We start from the raw sequence: 22,401 nt of genomic DNA, 5'->3' as shown, positions 1-22,401 counted from the left end.
CGGGGTCAGGCTGGTGTCGGATGGTGGAGCTCTTGCAGGCGATCGGTCAGAAAGGCGCGGGCAAACTTCAATTCGCGCTCAACCGTGGCCACGCTGATGTTCAAGACTTCAGCCACTCGGACCTGGGTGAAGCCCGCGAGGTAATGCAGCTCGGCAATACTTTCGAGACGTTCACCGATTTGCGCCATTTCGGTGAGCGTCTGGTCAATCGTTAGAAGACCCAGGTTCACATCGATATCACCCAACAGGTTGTCCATCCAGATGGTGCGCATGTGTACACCATTGCGTTTCTGTGCCGATTTCGCCCGTGCGTGGTCAACCAGTAAATGCCGCATGGCTTTGGCTGCGCAGCGGTAGAGGTGGGTGCGGCTCTCAAATTGTGCGGGCGATTCGATCAGGCGCAGACAGGCCTCGTGTACCACATCGGTGGTCTGCAGGGTCAGGCCTTCCGCCTGGTTTGCCAGAATACGCCGCGCACAGCGCCGGAGTTCCTCGTACAACTGTCCGGTGAGCTCGGGTAATTGGTGGTGCTGAGACATGGATTGCCGTTTTTTCTGCGATTCCGCTAATACGCCCGTTTTAGATCTTGTGGCGATTAGGATCAACAAAAATTTATAAAAAAAGTGATTTGGGCTGAGGGAATCCACTGTGTATTTACGTAACTGATTTCAAGGATCTTTTTTTTGCGCTGGCTCGGCATGGATTGTCGACCCGGTTAGTTGCGGGGTTCACAGCATGTCAAAGCAGACTTTCTTGATAGGGCTGCTGGGTTTTTCTGTATTTTTGCTGGTGATTGTTAGTGCTCGGTCGGAAGTGGTCGATCGTCCAAAAATTATCGGTGGCGGTGAGGGCATGGCAGCGGAAAGCAGGCGGCGTTAAGTGGGATATTGGCCGGGCGGAAGGGGGAACTGGCTAACGCCAGCAGGGGCGAAAAAATGATCCAGAGATGGGTGTGTATGTGCGCCATTTTTTGCCTGACTTTTGTGACTTAGCATTATCAATATTGAAGATAATGCTAACCACGTCACACCGAATTCGTTAAATTGCGCATATTAATCGCCTCCACGCTCGCAACGGCGAGTAAGAATTAAAAAACAGAGATATCTCGCGAGATATCCACAATGGTTTCGAGACATTACCGATGAGCGAACTGCTTTTTTACCGTAAGCCGGTAGCCCTGAACCGGGAAAATCACCGCAATCTCAAGTTTTCCCCGGGCAACAAATTCCTGTTTTCCCGCGAGATCAACTCCGTCCCCCTCACCGGGATAGAGTTCTTCGAGGCCAGTCGTGATCTGCCGATTTTCTTCAGCCGCAATGAGTCCGGCCAGTACTTTCCTCTAGCCCTGCTGTCGCTGCGCAACAATCAGCACGCACTAGTGGATGAGGATGGCAGCTGGCAGGGTAGTTACGTCCCCGCGTTTATCCGTCGCTACCCGTTCGCGATGACCGACAACCAGACGGTCTGCTTCGATGAGGGCTGCGAGCAATTTTCCGAAGAGACTGGAGAGCCACTGTTCGACGAGCAGGGCGAGAACAGCGCAACCCTGAATAATGTCCTGCAGTTCCTGACCAACTTCGATAAGTCATACAAGGCGACTCAGGAGTTCTCCGCAACCCTTGCCGAGCATCAGCTGTTCAAGTCCTTTGATATGCAGGTGATGGCTGGGGATGGAAAGCCCGTGCGCCTGGAAGGCTTGCACGTAGTGGACGAGGCCAAGTTGCTGGACGTTGAGCCTGAGCAGGTGCAGCACTGGTTCAAGAGTGGCCAGCTGGCCTGGATCTATGCGCACCTGCATTCCCTCGGTGCGCTGCGTCAGCTCTCCAAGCAACAGGCGCAGGCCAACGCCGTTGCCGAAGCGAAAGAGAAAGCCGAGGCCGGCGCGTTGAATTAATCGCACTCGCTGAAATTTTCAGCAAAGTAACACCTGGTCAGTATTTTGGGTCAGGTTCAAAGCAGTCGTAAGCCGAATTGTCGGCGCGGCTGCTTTGCTGTTTTAGCAAGATCATAAAAGGCCGTTTATTTGACGGTCGTACACAAAATTAGAACGACGAAGAAGACTCTTACCGTTTTCAAGGACCAAAGCATGAAACCCTTCCGCCACCATATGCTTGCTCGTGCAATTCGCCATGCCGTTCGCGGCAACGGAGCCGAATTGAATCGCAGTACACGTACGCATAAGGGCAAGCAGCTCACCCTGGGGGCACTGCTCTCCGGTGGCGCGGTCAACCTGCTGGCGGCGACGCACAATGTTGACGCCGTGGATGCGTTTACCGATGTGGAAGACCTTGGCGGCAACGTCGAAAAAGTCATCAGCAAGTACAAGAAGGGCTCGGTCGGGGTCAACGTCTTCAATGATTTCGTGGTAGGCGATCTCAATACGGTCAATCTTGAGCTGGACACTGACGTTGATCAGCTGGTGAATATCGTGCGCAACAGCCGCCCGGAAGTACACGGTGTGCTGAACAGCTACAAGGATGGAACGCTGGGTGGCAACGTGGTATTTGCCAGTTCCTACGGTTTTCTTGTGGGGGCGTCAGGGGTCATCAATGTCGGTCAGCTTTCCGTAAGAACGCCCTCGCAAACCGAGATCGATAGCTGGCTGGATGTGGGCACCCCGGACTTTTCTGACGCGGGCATTACGGCACTTGCCAATGACGACTACAGCGTGTCCGCCAGCGGCCTGGTGACGATTTCGGGGAAAGTGAATACCGCTGACGGTATCGATATCCTCGCCAATGAAGTTGTAGTGGATGCCGGCGCGGTGATGACTGCGGGCAATGCCATTCAGGCGATCTATGTCGATGCGGCTATGGTGAACGTGGGCGATTTCACCGCGCCCACGGCGCTGCAGGTCGAGGGCGGTACCATCACGATTGTAGCCGAGGGCGATACGACCGTTGGCGGAGACCTGATGGCCGATGGCGGTATCACCATCAGCGCGGCGGATATTGTTGTTGCCAGCGGTGCGACCATCGACGCGCGGGATGACTCGGTTGCCTCCGAGGCGGCGACCACCGCGATGTTCGTGGGGGATAACGTATCCCTGGCGGGTGATGTGCTGGCAAGTGATATCAGTATCATCGCGGAGCAAACGGTTACCGTAACCAGCAACCTTACCGCGCTGGGTAGCATCGGCACCGAAGATGACGAGAATGAGGTCGTTGTCGGTATCGTTGATGTGGATGCTCCGCAATTCAATCTCGATGCAGGCAGCGATGCGCTGATTCTGGCCGCCACCATTGATGAAAGTGCGGTGACTGCCGCCGGTGCCAGTGACATGGTAATTGTCGGTGAAGTGGATGCGTTTGACTCGCTGGATGCAAGCGCGGGCTCAATCGAGATCACCGCAGATAATGTCGTGTCCGGCTCCGATGTGGCGCTGCACGCGAGTGATATCCAGGTTAGTGGCAGCCTCACCGCAGACGCTACGGCGGCGGACAGCCTCGGGCAGGTAGTGCTGGATGGCGATGCCAACTACGATGACCTGGGCAACATCTCCGCGAACCGTGTCAAAGTCGTCACCAGCAACGATTTTTACCTCACCAGCGATGCCAGCTCGGTATCCAGCAACAGTGGCGATCTCGTTTGGGAGGAAACCTCCGGAGCGATCGATCTGGGTTTTGCGCTGGAGCTTGAAGCACAGAACCTGCAAACCACCTCTGGCCTCACGATTTCCGCCGAGGAAATTGTACTGACCGCGGGCAATGCCCTGTCGGTAGGCGATCAGCTGGCCGCCACGGGCGAAATCCGCCTGAGCGGTAACACCCTCGATTTCGATTTTTCCCAAATCAGCGCCGACATACTGTCGTTGGTGACCAGCAATAACATGGTGTTTGCGGCCGCGGCCACCGATAGCGAATACGTGGCAGCAGGGGCCGATGATTTCAAACTGGTGGGGGCGGTCGACTTCGATGGCGAGCTGAACCTGTCTGCCGGCGCGATTTCCGTAACCAGCGGCAATTCGATTACCGCAGACAATATCTCCTTCGATTCCGCCGATACGCAAATCAATGGCAGCGCCATTGCCGATGCCGGCGACAGCGACAGTGCGACCTTTGGCACCATTACTCTGGAGCAAAGCGCGCGCTATGCCGATCTGGGTAACCTCAGCTATTCCGAGCTGGCGCTGGTGACCGACGCGACCATTGTGTTGTCCGACAACGCCTCTGACAGTGCGGTTACCGGCGCTGCCGCGGGCGATATTGTCTGGGTAGACAGTGGTGACTTCGATTTCAGTGGTTCCGACATTAGTTTTAGCGCCGGTACCCTGGCGCTGACCACGGATACCTCCGTCTCTGCCGACAACATTACCCTAGAAGTCGATACCTTCGATACCAGCGGCACGCTCAACGCCACCGGCGATATCATCCTGCGCTCGTCAATCGACGACAGTCTCGACCTGAGCGGCCTGAATGCGGCCAAGCTTACCCTCGACTCCGATGACCTGACCTGGACCAAGTCACTGGTATATGGCGGTGATCTCGAACTGGTCGCGGATACCATCACGGTTTCCTCGGCGACAGATATTACCGCGGCGAATATTACGCTGGACGGAGACACCATCAGCGTCTCGGGCAGCCTGTCCACCGGCGGCGGCGACATCACCATCGATGGCCGCAAAATTACCCTGCACGATGGCAGCCATCTGGACGCAACCGGTGTTGCCGCGGATGGTGATGTCACCATCACCGCCAGCGACAAAAGCGAAGTCGGCTATGGCACCGCGAGTGCCACTAGCAGCATTACCCTGTCCGGTGAGATCGATGCGGCGAACATTACCGCCAAGGCCGAAAGCATCGCCATTAGCTCCATGTATGCAGAACTGGGCACTACTCTCGGTGTTAAGACCGTAGCCCAGCTGCTGGGTGTTGAATTTAACTATATGGAAGCGCTGGCGGATGCCACCGTAACCGTGACTGGCACTGCCGACCTCAATGCGACCGATGACATCACCCTGGCCTCTGAATCCCATGCCATGAGTGAATCGCTGGCGGCCGTACTCGGCGGCGCCCCTGCGGGCGTGGCCCTGGCTGGAATTTATAGCCACTCCGATGCGAGCAGTACCACCGAAATTCAATCCGGTGCAATTGTGCATGCGGGCCAGGATCTAAGTGTCACCGCGCACAATGAGGCCTATGTGGCCGCCTCCGCCTTTGTTATTCAGGCCCAAAACTCGAACAAGGCCGTGGTTGCCGCGTCTGTGGCTGAGGGCGATGTGAATGCGACCGCGCGTATTGAAAATGGCGCGGACCTGGATGCGACCAACCTGGTGCTCTCCGCAGAGAACTTGAACCGTTTCTACTCTTCATCCAGTGTCTATGGCCTCACCGGTACCCGCTATGGTATCGCGGTCGCGGTGGGTGATTTTGATACCAATGCCACTGCAGAAATGGGCGCGGATATCGGTAGCGCCGGCGACAAGGTCGGCAATGTGACCGTGACCGCGCTGGACCGCACCGTAGAGCAGCGCGTGCATTCCGGTGTGAAAATTGGTGCGGGCAAACTCCTGCGGATGTTCGGTTCCCGGCTGATCAAGGGTGCCAGTAAAGTGCAGTCCGGTGCTTCCGGGCTGCTTACCAAGTACCTGCCGGAAAGTACCGAATCCCCGGAAGACAACGGCAAGCCCGGTGAGGTTGAGTGGAAGGGCGGCCTTGCGCTGTCGCTGAACCTGTCGGATCACGAAGCTTACGCCTATCTGGGCAACAATGTTTCCGGCGCGGATGAAGCGCCCACCATCAACGCCAGTGGCGATGTACTGGTAGCGGCGGGTACCGACCTCGGTACCGACAATGATGCGATTATTGGTGGTGACGGTCGCGGCGCGGTCGGTGGTGACCAGGGTGGTTACCGAACCACCGCGCAATCCAGTATTTCCTCGCCGAAAAAGCGCGGCAATGTTGTCGCCAATGCGGAAAAAAGTGCGGCGCTCGCGTTTAACTTCGCAATCAATGAAGGTGAGGCGGTTGCCGAAGTCGGCGACTACGTTACCGTTAATGCGCGTAACCTCGGTGTGGTGGCTGAGCAAAAAATGCCGATCGTTTCCACCTATGATCGGTGGGACACCATGTCCGATATCAAGAATAAGTTCAGCAGTACCGGCGGGCTGGAAAGTAACATCCTGACCACCTTTGCTAACTCCGGTGCGAGTGCCGACAAGGAAGCCTACGGCGGTACCGTGAATGTGGTGTGGAATGATATCGATACCAAAGCCTGGATCGGTGACAACGCCACTGTTATTACCACCGGAACCGGCAGCTGGAGCGCTGAGCGCACGGTGGAAAGCAGTAGCGGTACACCGGGCATTCTCGATGATTTCGAGCCGTTCAAGACGGTTACGTATACCTTTGACTTTGATGAGTCCGTCTCGGTACGCGCTTTCAATTTAATCGAAAGTGCCAACGTCGCGGGTAACATCGGTAGTCTCGGCCTGATTCCCAACGCCAACGGTACCAACGAGGAAGGTAAATCCGTTGGTGGCTCCATCGTTTTCGTTCAGCAAAATGCGGACGCGGTCGCCGGTATCGGCGAGTCGACGATTACCGCGGCCGGCGATATCTCTATTACCGCAGAAACCGACGAACGCCACTTTGTGGTTACCCCGTCTTCCGGTTGGGGTGCCGGTACCGGTTTCAATGGCGCAATTGCCGTATTGAATTCCGAGGCCTTGACTCATGCCTCACTGAGTAACCGCGCATTCGTCACCGCCGACGATTTGGTGATCGTAGCCGACCATCAAATGGGTAACTGGGCCGCGGGCGGCGCGGTGAACTGGACCACCGGTGAGAGTGCGGTGGGTGTGGCCATCGCGGTCAATATAACCCAGGGTGACACCAAGGCTTTTATTGGTGACAACTCTAAAGAAGAAGAAAAGGTTTCATTCAAGAACGATTCCCAGCCTGCACCGGACGCTCCGTCGGCACCGATACCGACCGAGCGTGCCATTGTTGCGCGCAATGTCGAGGTGCGCAGTAAATCCTCCGGTACAAATGGCAGTCTCGCGACGGCCGGTGCTCTGTTGCAGGAGCACACCGATGAGCCGGGCATGTCCACCAAGCTGAAAGGCTGGTTGGATGGCAAGACCGGCGGCCTAGCCAGCAAGATTTCCAGCAAGCTATCCGGCAAGCACAGCGATGCCAGCAGTAGCAGCAGTAGTAGCAAAAGCTCGGTTAATCAGGCGTCCAGTGATGCTTCCAACGGTAGCTCTTCCGATAGCAGCGACAGCGTTGCCGAGGTCGATGCGGATGCGACCAGCTTTGCCGGCGCGGGTAGCGTCACGGTTTCGGTTTCCAACCTGGATGCCAAGTCCATCGTTGAGGGTGCGAATATTCGCGCACACAGCGGCACTGGCGATGAGGTGAACCTCGACATTCAGGCGCTGCAAAAAATTGTATCGGCTTCCGCTTCCGGTTCGGCAGCGGTCAACCTGTCCCAGTCTCCATCGACACCTAACAGCCAGGCGATGGCGGGGGCGATTGCCTATCAGATCACCTTTAATGACGCGCTCGCGTGGCTGGTGGACTCCACTGTGGTGGATGCTGGCGATGTCGCGGTGCAGGCACTGCACGGCGGCGACCTGACATCCATCGGCCTGGCGCTGGCGGTGGACAAACCATCGCAGGGTGGCAAGTCCACTTCTGCCGGGCTTTCTATTTCCGGCGCCATGGTGCGCGACGGCACTTCCGCGCGTATCGAAGGCTCCTCTATCAGTTCCAGTGAGGGTGGTGATGAAGACCTGGAAGTGACCGCCTACAACAATACCGATGTTGGTGTAGGTGGCGGTACCCTGTACGCCGGTGGCCAGCAAGGTTTTGGCCTGGCGATTACCTATGCGGATATTGATGACCCCGCCGACCTGGTTGGCGACAGTAACCCAGATGGCAACAATATCTGGAGCAGCGCGTACAACGAAGACGTGTACAGCGGTAAAGCTGTGGAAGCGGTTGTTACCGACTACTCCGGTACCACCAGCGAGATTAATGATTTCCAGAATATCGATATCAGTGCGCGCGGTTTACAGCGAATTGGTATCGGCGCAGCGGGTGTTGGCTACAACGATAATGCGGAAAATGCCTTTGGCTTTATGGGTAGCTTTGCCATTGGCTCGATCCGCAGCGACAGCAAAGCGCTGCTGGAAAATGTGGACATCACCAGCGCGGATACGGTTTCCGTTAACGTGGCCGGAAGTAAAGATGGCAGCCTGGACAGCATCCTGGATGGGCTCGGCTCCAGCAGCGTCAATGACGATTACGACTTCTCCGGTGCAAGTGCTTTCGACAACACCGAAGTACATACCAGTGATGATGGCAGTGGCTCCGCCTATAACTATGGCACCGAAGGTGAGCGCATTATTGCGGTTGCCGGTGTGGTGCAGGTTGGCAAAAGCAACCTCGGCATTTCCTATGCTCACGCGGATGTCAGTACGGAAAAAACCGCGCAAATTCGCAACGCATATATCAATGAGGTTGATACGGCTGCCAGCAGTATTGATGTCAATGCCCGCGACGAAGCGTTGCTGTACACCGTGGCCATTGGCGTTGGTGTGGCCACCGGTAAGTACTCAGGTATTGGCTCGGTTGCCGTTAACAGCCTCAACAACACGGTGAAGGCCGAGATTGGTGACTGGAATGGCAGCGTAGAAGGCGTCATTCATGCCGAAGATGTGGCGGTTACTGCGCAGAATGATATGGACGCAGTGAACGTTGCCGGCGCAGTCGGCGTTTCCACGGGTAGTGGTGCCGCTGGCGGACTGGCGGTTGCCCTTAACCTGGTGGGCGACAGCGGGCACGAAACTCGTGCGCGCATCGGCAATATTGATCTGGAAGTTTCCGACGATATTACCGTGAAAGCGTCCAGCGGCTCCGATGGCGATGAAAACTTGCTGGTAGGCAACGCCATCGGTATTGGTGCCTCTACCGGCGGATCTGGCCTCGCATTTGCTGGTGCCATCGGTGTTACCGACGTCGACCAGACGATACAGGCGGGGATCAAGAACGTTGGGGAAAACTCCGACGGCTCCGCGACCAATAGCGGTGGCACCATTCGCGTGCAGTCCGCCGATTACACTGACAGTGTGTCTACCGCCTGGATGGGCGCAGGTTCTTCCAGCGGTTCTGCCGGCGGCATTGCCCTCGCGGTAAACCGGATAGATTCCGATGTTACAGCGGAAATTCTTGGCGACGACAGCAGCGACACCAGTACCGTACTCGCGGCAAAACATGTTTACGTTGATGCCCTGCGAGACAACTGGCTGCTCACCATCGATGCTGGTGTTGCCGCATCGAAGCAGATATCGGTAGCCCCGTCTATTGGCACCGGCGTTGTCGATGGCAATGTGACGGCGCGTGTCGCAGATAAGGCAGACATAGATGCCTACGGCAACGTCGGGGTTGAAGCGCAAGCGCACACCGAAAACCTGGTTGGTAGTGGTGCAGTTGGTGTTGGCCTGAATGGCGGCGCGGGTGCGATCGCCATTTCCACTGCAGCGGAATACGGCAAAACCCAAGCCTATATCGAAGACGCAACCGTTAAGGCCCTGGGCCTTGGCGGTACCTTCAATATTCTTGATGGTGAACTCACTGGTATGACGGCCCTCCCGGACCTCTCTGCGACAGAAGAGGACGGCGATGGCAATTCCAATGCGGTCGGTAATTCCGACGTGTCCATGGATGATCTCACTACTGCGTTTGGTTCACAGAAATTGAGTGAAGGGAACGAAGCGGTGACCGGTGTTGCGGTCAATGCCACCAGCTTTGTGAAGCAGCAGGCAATCACCGTCGGTGGCTCCGGTAGTAAGAATGTGGCGATTACTGCGAACGTCGCCACCAATGTATTCGAGTCCAGTACCGACGCTTACATTAAAAATTCCACTATTAATAGTGGCGTATCGGGCACGGATACCGCAGACGTTGTCGTGCGCGGCTCCAGCCACGATTATGGGCTCGGCGTTTCCGCCGGTATCGCGATTTCTGGCGGTGGCTCTGGTATCGGTGGCTTCTCTACCAACCACATGGGTAAAGAAGCGAACGCAGAGATTGATAATAGCACCATCGATGCGGATGAGTTGGTGCTGGAGGCGAACTCCACCCAGCTGGCGCAGGCTGTTTCTGCCGGTATAGCGGCGGGTGTGGGTGCCGAGAGTGGCCTCGGCGGTGCGGCCTCCGTGACCATCAATAAAATGATGGGCGGTACCAAGGCCTGGCTGCACGACAGCACCATTACCGCTACAGATGTGGTGGTCAATGCCGAGCGTCGCCAGGATGTGAATTCCGCGGCCGGCTCCGCGGGTATCGGCACTAACGTCGGTATTGGTTTTGGTCTTGCGGTGAACCTGGTGGGCGGTGACAGCACCGCACTGATCGGCAACGATCTGGATGACTCCGGTGATGACGACACCACCCTGATCAATGCGGACACTGTGACCGTCGATGCCGACCGCCTGCAGAGTGTGAACAGTTACTCCCTGGGTGCGGGCCTCAGCACCGGATTCGGTGTGGCAGCGATGATCAACGTCACCGAATTCAAAGGCGAAACCCGCGCAGCTGTGCACGGTCTGCTGCACGATAATGGCACCAGCTCAAATACCGCGGACGACTACTTTACCACCCAGATTATCGGCCAGGATGGCACCTCTGACGCCAGCAGCGTCACGGTCAACGCCCAGGAAATTCTAGACGTTGATCAGGAGACCCTGGGTATCGGCGCCGGCAATAGTGTCGGTGTTGGTGCCGTGGCCAACGTGGTGCTCGGTCGCAGTCAGGTGTATTCCGAAGTGGTTGGTACAGATATTGATGCCACACTGCTGGATATCGATGCTACTGCGCAGCGTGAGGCGTGGATGATTTCCATGGCCGGCGGTGCCTCCACCAATGTGGGCGCTGCGGTCAGTATTGGTGTCGCCCTGTTCGGCCAGGGGGATACCACCACCGAAGACGGCACAAACGCGGAAGACGAATTCGATCCGTCGCGCCAGACTGCGAATAATGTGCTGGCAGAAGACACCGCAGGCTATAACCCACACTTGTCGAGCGATGACATTGCCGCGATCGAAGATGAGAGCGGCTCCACCATTGAAGCGTCTACTGCACCGAGCACCAGTACCACCACTGAGTCCGGCAATTCGCTGAAAATCGGTGGCGAGAGCGTGGTCGCTGCGCGCATTTCCGGTGGTGACATTGATGTCGATACCCTGGATGTGGATGCACAGACCATGCTGTTTACCTATCAGGGACTGGGTGCCGTTTCCCTGGGTAGTGTTGCCATCTCCGGTGCTGTCGGCGTTACCCGCCTGTATGACATGACCATTGCCACCGTGGATACCGATCTTACCGCCAACGACGTGACCGTCGATGCGCAGGTAATGAATGTATCCGACGAGGACGCCGCGGGCGAAATGAAGTCTTGGGTGATTTCCGGTGGCGGCACAGGTGTCACCGTCAACTACAACGACGTGCGCAGCGAGTTGCGTACCGTTGCTGGCGTTTCTTCCGCGACAGGTGACAGCACGGGGGATATTTCCGTAGCGGCCCGCGATACCACTGAACTGCGCGTGGGTGACCTGGATGCCGGCAATCCGTCCGACCCTACCGAAGGCTCCCTGAGTGTTACCGTCGGTGCCGGCGCCATCGGTGCGTCTATTGGCTTTGCCGAAAAGAACAGTGATGTGGATGCCTGGCTGGGTGAGACCGGCAAGGCCATTAGCGGTTACAACACGGTCGAGCTGGATGCCTATTCCGCTGGCCTGGTAAAAACCAGCGCTTTTGCCCTGGCCGGCGGTTTGCTCGCCGGTGTGCAGGGCGTGGTGACCGACGCCCGTGACGAGTCCAATGTAAATGCCACCGTGCACGGCACCATTGATGCCGATGCCGCGGTCAATATCGATGCCCAGGCGACGCCGGAAGTCTTTTCTCGTGCTTACGGTGTCACGGTTGCCGCCGGTGGCGCCATGGGTGGTTCCTTCTCCTACGCCATCGCAGACACCAAGGCTGTAGCTGAGGCGGGAGACGGTACCTACTTTACCGGCAATGCGGATGTAAACATCCGCGCGGAAACCGGCGATGGCTCCAGAGAAGATTATGTCAGTGCCGATGCCAATGCGTTTGCCGCATCCGGCGGTCTATTGGCTGGCGTAGCCGGCTCTGAAGCACTCGCAGAGAACAGCTCGCAAGCCGTTGCCAAAGTGGGCGACGGCGTGCGTATCCCGGACAACGACTTCGGCGTTTATGCGCGCAATACTGCGGTGCAGTATGCCGATGCCGATGGTTATTTCGTCGGTCTGTTTGCCGGTGGCTTTAACTGGTCTACTGCGGAGTCAAGTACCTCTGCGCGCGTAGAGTACGGCAGCAACCCAATTTCCAATGCGGTATTGCGTACCGGCGATTTTATTCTCGACGCTTACAACTACGACGAAAACCAGAGCTTCACCACTGCCGGTGGTGGCGGTTACTACGCGGGCTCCGCAGCAGTTTCCAACGCGAACAGCTACAACAATTCGAACTCCAACAAGTCCGCGAGTGTTGAGATCGCAGACTGGGCTTCCGGTTACACCGCGGTGCCGGTACTTGGTGGCGAGGTGCGTCTTTCTGCTGCGCACGAAAGCCAGTTCTTCTCCGGTGTCGACTCCACTACGGTTTCGGTGGTGGGGGGCTCCGGTGCGGAAGCCAACTCCGATATCGATAACGATGTCGAAGTGACTCTGGGCAACAACGTCAGCTTCGAAGCACTGCAAATCGAAATCGAAGCCGACAACAGTGCGTTGCAAATTCAGGATCCGGCGGAGTCCGGCTTCTCAACCAGCATTAATGCCGGTGCCGGTGGCGCAGCCAACGGTTCCGCGGGTCTGTCGTACCAGGACCTTACCGGCGTCGAAGCGGCGGTAACCATTGGCAACAATGCAGTACTGGCGATCAGCGACCTGGCCTGGCTCGACAGTACTTATGACCACGGTATCGCAATCGACGCACATACGCGTTTCTATGTATACGATGCGGCGGTACTGAAGGTGGGCGGAGCCCTGCAGGGCGCAGGCTCGGAATCCGACGTGGACGCGACCACCAAAAATACCGTCACCATTGGTGATGATGTGGTGCTGTACAACCCGATTGGTGAAATTGGTATCGGTACCTACACCACTGGTTCGGCAACGGCACAGGCGGAAACCAGTGTATGGGCCGTGGCCGGTGTGGCCGGTGGCGTATCCGATGTGAACGTTAACGTTACCAACACGGTGGATATTGGTCAGGACGTCATCATCAATGCTCTGGATGATATCGGCATTTATGCGGGCCGTGGTTCCAGCTACCTGTACGAAAACCAGCTGGTGGCCGATGCGCGCACCAATGTGTACAACTGGACCGCGGTGCCGATTCCGGCGGGTAATGATGCCGACGCCGATATCAATGTCACCAATACCGTAATCTTCGGCGATGACATTGATCTGGGCAGCGACAGTCACGTAACCGTGGAAGCCAATGAGGGCTCTCTCTATGCCAATGCCGATGGTGTGGAGCGCAACCCCTACTTAGAGCTCTTCTCCACCGAAACCACTTTCGGTTCTAACGATACCAGCAGCGATAACACGCTGGTGTTTGAAGGCTCCGGCTCTGTGGTCGCGGGCCAGAATGCTTATCAGTGGGTGGATGTGGATGATTCGGGCAATATCACCTCGGACCTGGCGGGCTACGGTAGCGCCGGTCAGTTAAGCGGCAAGTATTCCTCGCGTGCCAGTTTGCAGGCCTATATCGACGAACTGCAGGCGTTGGTGGATGAGTATGAGGCGTGGACCGAATCCGGCACCAGTAACGAAGGCGGCAAGACCGACGGTAACGAAGACACCGGTGATACCGGCAGTGGTGGCACCAGCACCGAAGTCGGTACCGGTAGCTCTGGCGAAAACCCCTATACCGACGAAATCGTCGAGCTGAAAACCGAAATTGCTGCGCTTTCCGTGGTTCTGGACACCTTGTCCGAGCAGGAAAACAACGTGATCGCGGTCACCGATATCAGCGCCTCTGCGGGTAACGTCAGCCTGCTGGCCGACACCATCGACTTGCAGGGCGCAAGCAATAACCGCCCCGAGTTTATCGCGCGTGGCGATGCCTACATCGATATCAACAACCGCGATGACCAGCACTTGCTGGTAGGTAACCTCTACATTGCCAACCAGACCGGCGGCAATGTGTATGTCACCGGTGGGGCCTCTCTGGATGAAGCGTATATCACCGAGGAAGATAGCAGTACCACTGGTGTCAGCTCCGGTATCCATATTGTCCACAATCCGGGCGGCACTAATTATCTGAACTCTGACGTCATCATTGATGGTGCAATCACTAACCTGCTGTCGACGGTCGATATTACCCTCGAAGAGGGCGACCTGTTGCAGCAGGCTTCCATCGAGGCCAATACCATCAACCTGACGGTTGAAAACGGCAGCCTGGTGGTAAATGCGGGCAATAGCGATGTTTACTATGGCCGTGCGCCGTCCTCACTGGTGAACTTTGTCGATAAATGGAAGCCCGAGGATGCGGATGATTTCGTCCAGTATTGGATCAACCACCGCTATGAAGATGATATCGATGCAACCGGCATCGATGAATTCAATAACTGGTTTTATTCCTGTGCCACTGCCAAAGATTGCTATATCGGCGGTGTTGAAGATAACAGCGAAGATCCGTATTACGCCGGTGACTACGACACCGTGCATGTTTTCTTCAACTGGGGGTTCAGTGACTCTCAGGAGTACGATGGCGCCGACCAGATTCGCCTGAAGTTTAAAAAAGATAGTGACAGCCGCGGTGGGAGAAACTGGCGTTTCCAGCCAGTAGAGGACAAGCAGGGCAACCTAATTCGCACGGCGAGCTACAACTCGGTGAAAAGCGATATTGGTTCACCGGGCAGCACCATTGTAGGTGAAAAGGTCGTTATCAATGCTCGCCGAGTGGATATCAATGGCACTATCGAAGTGGGAACCGACAATAATTGGTCGGTCAGCGTGGGTAGTGGATTTGATTCTGCTATTGCGCAATATATCAGTCTTGCAGGCCTGTCCAGTGGAGACCAGATCGAACTTGAACCGGGGCAAACCCTCAGAGTCGAGAACCCCAATTATGTAAATATTTTTGTGACGCCGTTTGAGGAGCAATACATTTATATTGATCCTCAGATCTCCAAGGTGAGCGGTGCTGAAAGTATTACGCTTACCTATGACGTTGCCAGCGGGCAGCTACTGGTGGATGACGTGCCGGTTTCCGGCGGTGGTTACCTGTCGATTAATGCCAAGATCTCCTCTACCGGCGCGGACGGAAATATCCTGGTGCGCGATGGTCTTGGTCAGATTGATATCGATAACAACTCCAACACCGAGCTGGTGATCAATAGTCTGGATGCAGGCGACGATGCAGTGGGCATCGTGCGCATCACCGACTACAACTTCACCAAAAATATGAACGACGGTGGCAGTAGCAACGACTACTTCAGTCACTGGTATGTGCACAGTCCTGGTGGCCAGATTCAGGAGTACGAAACCACTTCCTATGCCACCAGCTATGAAGACGGGACCTTTGTGCGTGCCTCCGGCGGCACAGGCACCACTTCCAGTACTACTTACGATCCGCTCGCCGGCCAGCTGTACTACATTCGCGAAGACGCTTCGGTAAGCCGCTCTTACACCGATTTCCCTGACGGTTACCTGGCCAAGTACCCCAACACCGTGGGCGAATGGCAGGGCACCGGGGCTGGCGGCGCTCTGGAGTGGAATGTGGAGGCCAGCTACTACACCACCTGTGCGTCCAACCCGGATGTGTGTACTAACGGCACTGCCACCAATTACATTCGTCAGGAGTACGATGCGGATAGCATCAGTCGTTACTGGTGGGCCATTGGTTACAGCTACGACAGTTATTACGGCTCTAACTGGACCGATACCGATCCCAGTGTGTACATCCCGTATTATCTGAATATGGAAACGCACACCTATGTAAAAGCGGATCACAGTATCGGCATTTCCTTTACCGGTGTGGCTACCGGCAGTATTGACATTGATTCGGCGGCGAACGTCAGTATCAACGGCAATATTTACAACCCGCTGGGCACTACCGATATCAACACCAGCGGCTCTCTGGGTGTCAGCTCGGGGGCGGCGTTCGATGCGGAAACCCTGCGTCTGTATGCCGGTCAGGGCGATCTGGGAAGTCTGGATGACCCGCTGAATATCGCCACCAATACCGTATCGCTTGATGCGGATGGCGGTTCTGTGTATTTCGATATCACCGGTAAGTCCGGCGCTGTGCAGTTGGAAAAATTCCACGCCCTCTACGATATCGTCGGTTCTGTGGATAAGGGCCTGGAGGGGGTCGGTACCGGCACCCACATTCAGGGCGATACCCTCGACCTGGTGAGCTACTCCGGCAGCATCGGTTCCGCGGGCACCATCGGTACCTCGTTCACCTACGATTACATCAACGTAGACCTGAACGAAATTACCCTGGAAGCGGCCGACGATATTGTCATCTATCAGGCATCCGGCGATCTGGCGGTGAATACCATTAGCGCCAGTGAAGATGTGGTGATTACTCTCGGAGATGGCAGCCTGGTTAATGGCATCGGCCAAAATGAGAAAACCGATGAGGAGCTGGCCTATCTGCAAACCGTGTGGGATCGTCTCGGCCTGCAGGACGCAGATGCCGGTGAAATTGCGGTTACCGGCTATGAAAACCAGTTCACCAGCAAGTACCACACCTACTGGCTGATCAAGCAGCGTCTGAGCGATTCGTCTGCGGCAGGCTTCACCATTGATGCTGCCTTTGAAGACACCTTTATGTCCCGTTATGGCGTGTCGACAGTTGCTGAGGCAACGCAGCTGGCAAAGGACGAATACTTTGCGCTGGAAGACTGGTTCGCAGACCAGGTCGCGGCACCGGACGTGTACGCGAATGAAGAAGATGCGATTGGTGTAGAGCAGAAAGGTACCCTGCAGGGGTACGACTACGGCGACCTGCTGACCAGCAGTTATGACGCCGGTTACGCATTGGTGATCGATGAGGCCAGCGCCTGGTATGCAGACCTAATTGAGGGTGCGCAGTGGAGCCAAAGCCAGCTCGATATCAGTATTAATGCAGCGGCTCTGAATGCGGATGCACAGGCAACGCTGACCAATCGCGAAGCCAACATCGTTGCACCGAACCTCGACATTAATGTTAGTGGTGGCAGCGTGGGTGAAGACCTCGCGGATCTGGTATTCGTTATCGATCGTGATAACCCAACCATTACCGACGCACAAAAAATTGCGCTGTTGGAAGCGGGCCCCGGCGATATCGAAACCAGTGAGAGCGGATCGCTGATTACCTTCAATGTGTCGCAGGTGGATCCGATCAAGATCGATACCACTGGCGTATTGAATGTCGCCGCTACCGACGAGATTTACGCGGAGTCGGCCAGCGGCTTGACCCTGGGCAGTATTGTTTCTACCGACGGCAATGTACGCCTGGCGGTGAACGGTGCTATCGACGCAATCAGCGGTACCAACATTTCCGCAAATGACCTGTACCTGGCCAATACCCAGGGCGATATCGGTAGCGTTAGCAACCGCGTCCAGGTAGACCTGGATGGCGTACTGCGTCAGGCAGGCGCAGCCAACAATCTGTACCTCACCCAGGTAGGTGGTGATTTGGTTGTCGACGCGGTGAGCGCGGGCGGCATTGCAAGTCTGGTCAGTAACGCAGATATCTATGGTCTGGATAGCGAAAGCGTCGTCTCCGGCAGTGCGATTCAACTGGTCGCTGGAGATGACCTGGGTAGCAATACTCAGGCGTTGAACCTGCGTATGTCTGGTGGTGGCGACCTGGATCTCAATGCGGACAACGCCTGGTTGAACATTGCCGGCACATCCGAAGCACGCCTGGGCGCAAGCCTGAGCGGAATTCTCCGTATCGATGCCAGCGGTAATCTGGTGATTGACGGAGGTATCAGTGCTCCTGAACTGGATCTCTACGCCGCAGGGGACATCCTCGATAGCGGTGCGGAGACCGTAACCGTCACCAATCTGGCAAAACTTTCCGCAGACAATATCGATGTCGATGCAGTGACCTTCGATATCGGTAGCGGTGACTTTGATGCGACCGCCGGTGCAATGACTCTGGGTGATATCACTACTGCGGGCGATCTCGACCTGCTGGCAACCGGCGACATGCAGTTAAATGGCGATCTCGATATTGCCTATACCACCGCTTCTTCCGGTGGCGATGCGCGACTGCTGGCGGATGCCCAGAGCATTACCATGGCTGCGGGCAAATCCATTCGCAGCGAAGAAGATATTCAACTCACCGCCGTTGACAGCCTCAATCTGCAATCCTTGATTGCGGGGGGCGATATTAATCTCACCGCATTGAACCTACTGGATACAACTCTGGGTGATATCGATGCGGTGTATCTGCAAGGCGACAACGTATACGTTGACGCGGGCGATGCACTCACTCTGGTTGATGTTGCGGCCTCCGGGGTTATCAATCTCGATAGCGAAAGCCTACTGGTCACCGGCGATCTGCTGACTGATGGCAATGTGGTGGCTACCGCCGGCAATGGCCTGGAAGTGCAGGGCGATATCGGTAGCGCAAGTAGCAAAGTTAATTCGATTAATTTGCAGGCGGGGCTTGGTGGCGTAACGCTGGGTGGCAGTGCCTTTGCCAGTGGTCAGTTCCTCGCGAATGCCGGCAATGATTTCTCCCTTGCTGCGGCCAGCCTGATCGACGCCAGCTCCATCGATGTGACGGCTCGCGCGGTCACAGCGAATGCAGCCAGCCAGATGTCCTCCAGTAGCTCCGCATTGTTTACCCTGCGCGGTGGCGACAGCTTATTTGGTGGGGTAACGACCAGCACCGACCTGACACTGGATAGCGACAGCGATATTACGTTTGCCAGTGACGTGACTACTGGCAGTAACCTGCGCCTGGAAACCCTGGGTGATGTGTTTGTGAGTGATGGCGTAACGTTGGACGTCGGTCATAACCTGCGTGGTATCACTACCTCCGCGTTGCTGGCGCAGAGCTGGCAGATGGCGGGCTCCAGTCAGTTGCTCGTCGCGAACAATGCAGAAATTGACACAGACGGTGCACAGGTTTTCGAAACCCTGTCCGTGACCGGTAACCTGACGCAGCGCGCGGGGGATGACGTTACCTTCGATGCGAATACCAATATCGGTGGCCGCCTGCACCTGACCGGCGACGCCGGCTTGTTCCTGGTTGGCGACTTGAGCGTTGGTACTGCATCCGCGTCAGACCTGACGCTGCTGCTGGGTGGCTCGGTTGCGCAGTCTGCCGGTCAAACCAGCAATGTTAGCGGTGCAGTGAGTGTGGAAGCGCTTGCCTGGACCACGGCGGCAAATAGCGCGCTGCAAAGTGGCTCTGGCTCGTCATTTGAATTTACCGCTGCAGGCTCTGCAAGTTCCTTCGGCTTGCTTGTCAGTGGGGGTGACCTTGCGATCGATAGCACTGGTGACATCGACTTCCTGAACGACGTTACCGTCGGTTCGAATGTTTCCGATGCAAACCTGCTGTTGAATGTGGCCGGCGATGTTTCTCTCGCCGACGCGGCAACCTTGCTGACTTATGGCAACTGGCAGGGTATTGCCGAAGCCTCCGCACGTGTTGGTAGCTTCATTGCCGGCAGCGGCAGCCTGGTCGATACCCGCGACGCAATGAATGTGGTTGCGCAGCAGGGCATCGACTTCGCCCTGCTGGATGTAGCCAATAGCGCGCAGCTGAGAGCCGGCGGTGATATCCAGTTTAGTGAAGCGGCCGATTTTGGTAGCTCCCTGAGCATTACCGACGGTAATCACTTGAATCTCGTTGGTGATGTCACTGTTGGCTCCGCGGGTGCTGCAAATGCGAACCTCAATTTGCGTGGTGATGTTTCTCAGTCTGCCGCCGAGACCTTCGCGATCAGCGGTGACCTGACCGCTTCCGCCAACAGCTGGAGCATGGGCGCCGCCGCCCTGCTGCAGAGCGGCGGCGCTATGCAGATCGATACAGTGGCTGGAATGGATCTCGCACAAGTCGATAGCGGCAGCACCCTGGCCCTGACCAGCGGCGCCGAGATCGCACTGCGTGAATCCATGAACGCCGTTGACAGCATTACGCTACAGGCAACTGATGCTATTACCCTGAGCGATGCCGCACAGCTGGTAAGCAGTAACAGCCTGTCCGTGGACAGCGATAGCTTCACCATGGGTGCCGGTGCCAGCTTGCAAGTGGCCACAGACTTCGATGCGACCACCACCAACGAGCAGCACTACGCGTTGGTAGACGTGGATGGCAATGCAGTTCTGACCGCCGGTGGCGATATCGCCTTTAGCGAAGCCGCCAACATCGGTGCCGACCTCACCATTGTCGATGGCGATAACCTGGCCATGACCGACCACGTTGCGGTCACCGGCACTGCGAACCTCACCCTGCGCGGTGACGTCACTCAATCTGCCGGACAGCAGTTCACCATCGGCAATGACCTGACGGCTTCAGCGAATAGCTGGAGTATGGGCGACACCGCCCTGCTGCAGAGCGGCGGCGCTATGCAGATCGATACAGTGGCTGGAATGGATCTCGCACAAGTCGATAGCGGCAGCACCCTGGCCCTGACCAGCGGCGCCGAAATCGCCCTGCGTGAATCCATGAACGCGGTCGACAGTATTGCTCTGCGAGCAACTGATGCCATTACCCTGAGCGATGCCGCACAGCTGGTAAGCGGTAACAGCCTGTCCGTGGACAGCGATAGCTTCACCATGGGTGCCGGTGCTAGCTTGCAAGTGGCCGCTGACTTCGATGCGACCACCACCAACGAGCAGCATTACTCACTGTCAAATGTAGATGGCAATTCAGTTCTGACTGCCGGTGGCGACATCGCCTTCAGTGAAACCGCCAACATCGGTGCCGACCTGACCATCGTTGATGGCGATAACCTGGCCATGACCGATGATGTTGCGGTCACCGGCACTGCGAACCTCACCCTGCGCGGTGACGTCACTCAATCTGCCGGACAGCAGTTCACCATTGGCAACGACCTGACGGCTTCCGCGAACAGCTGGAGCATGGGCGACACCGCTCTGCTTCAGAGCGGCGGCGCCATGCAGATCGATACCGTTGCTGGGATGGACCTGGCACAAGTCGATAGCGGCAGCACCCTGGCCCTGACCAGCGGCGCCGAGATCGCCCTGCGTGAAACCATGAACGCGGTCGACAGCATCACCCTGCAGGCAGTCGATGCGATCATCCTGAGCGATGCTGCACAGCTGGTAAGCGGTAACAACCTGTCTGTAATTAGCGACAGCTTCACCATGGGTACCGGTGCTAGCTTGCAAGTGGCCGCTGACTTCGATGCGACCACCACTAACGAGCAGCGTTACGCACTGGTGGATGTAGATGGCAATGCAGTTCTGACTGCGGGTGGCGACATCGCCTTCAGCGAAGCGGCCAACATTGGTAGTGATCTCACCATTGTCGATGGCGATAACCTGGCCATGAGCGACCACGTTGCGGTTACCGGCACTGCGAACCTCACCCTGCGCGGTGACGTTACCCAGTCCGCCGGCCAGCAATTCACCATAGGCAATGACCTGACCGCTTCTGCGAACAGCTGGACTATGGGCGACACCGCTCTGCTGCAGAGCGGCGGCGCCATGCAGATCGATACCGTTGCCGGTATGGACCTGGCGCAAGTGGATAGCGGCAGCACCCTGGCCCTGACCAGCGGTGCCGAGATCGCACTGCGTGAGTCCATGAGCGCCGTTGACAGCATCACTTTGCAGGCAGCCGATGCGATCACCTTGAGTGATGCCGCACAGCTGGTAAGCGGTAACAATCTGTCCGTGGACAGCGACAGCTTCACCATGGGTACCGCTGCTAGCTTGCAAGTGGCCGCTGACTTCGATGCAACCACGACCAACGAGCAGCACTACGCGTTGGTAGACGTGGATGGCAATGCAGTTCTGACAGCCGGTGGCGACATCGCCTTCAGCGAAGCGGCCAACATCGGTGCGGACCTCACCATCGTCGATGGCGATAACCTGGCCATGACTGATGATGTTGCGGTTACCGGCACTGCGAGCCTGACCCTGCGCGGTGACGTTACCCAGTCTGCCGGCCAGCAGTTCACTATTGGCAACGACCTGACGGCTTCCGCGAACAGCTGGCGCATGGGTGATGCTGCTCTGCTACAGAGCGGCGGTGCCATGCAGATCGATACCATTGCCGGTATGGATCTCGCACAAGTGGATAGCGGTAGCACCCTGGCCCTGACCAGCGGCGCCGAGATCGCACTGCGTGAATCCATGAACGCAGTCGACAGCATTACCCTGCAGGCAGCCGATGCGATCACCCTGAGTGACGCCGCGCAGCTTGTGACTGGTAGCAACCTGAG

4 protein-coding genes are annotated in these 22,401 nt (G+C 56.8%); 3 read left to right on the top strand and 1 reads right to left on the bottom strand.

Annotation, left to right across the window (positions count from 1 at the left end; genetic code table 11):
- Positions 1 to 5: 5 nt before the first annotated feature.
- Positions 6 to 539, bottom strand: coding sequence for an ECF-type sigma factor (locus tag AS89_RS17800; protein WP_010133489.1), 534 nt, complete (start codon positions 537 to 539; stop codon positions 6 to 8).
- A gap of 196 nt (positions 540 to 735) precedes the next feature.
- Between AS89_RS17800 and AS89_RS18815 the strand changes: the two genes are divergently transcribed.
- From AS89_RS18815 to AS89_RS17795, 3 genes are all read left to right on the top strand, one after another.
- Positions 736 to 879: a hypothetical protein gene (locus AS89_RS18815; protein ID WP_158217375.1), complete on the top strand. Its 144-nt coding sequence runs from the start codon at positions 736 to 738 to the stop codon at positions 877 to 879.
- Positions 880 to 1,141: 262 nt separating this feature from the next.
- Positions 1,142 to 1,894 carry a SapC family protein gene (locus AS89_RS0114725; RefSeq protein ID WP_010133488.1) on the top strand — a complete coding sequence of 251 codons (753 nt, stop codon included), beginning with the start codon at positions 1,142 to 1,144 and terminating at the stop codon, positions 1,892 to 1,894.
- A gap of 192 nt (positions 1,895 to 2,086) precedes the next feature.
- The coding region (locus AS89_RS17795) for a leukotoxin LktA family filamentous adhesin (RefSeq protein ID WP_010133487.1) at positions 2,087 to 22,401 on the top strand (20,315 nt) is incomplete at its 3' end.

Origin of the sequence: Microbulbifer agarilyticus S89, assembly GCF_000220505.1 — a bacterium.
In the GTDB taxonomy this organism is placed as follows: Bacteria; Pseudomonadota; Gammaproteobacteria; order Pseudomonadales; family Cellvibrionaceae; genus Microbulbifer; species Microbulbifer agarilyticus_B.
This window is presented reverse-complemented; position numbering and strand designations above follow the sequence as displayed.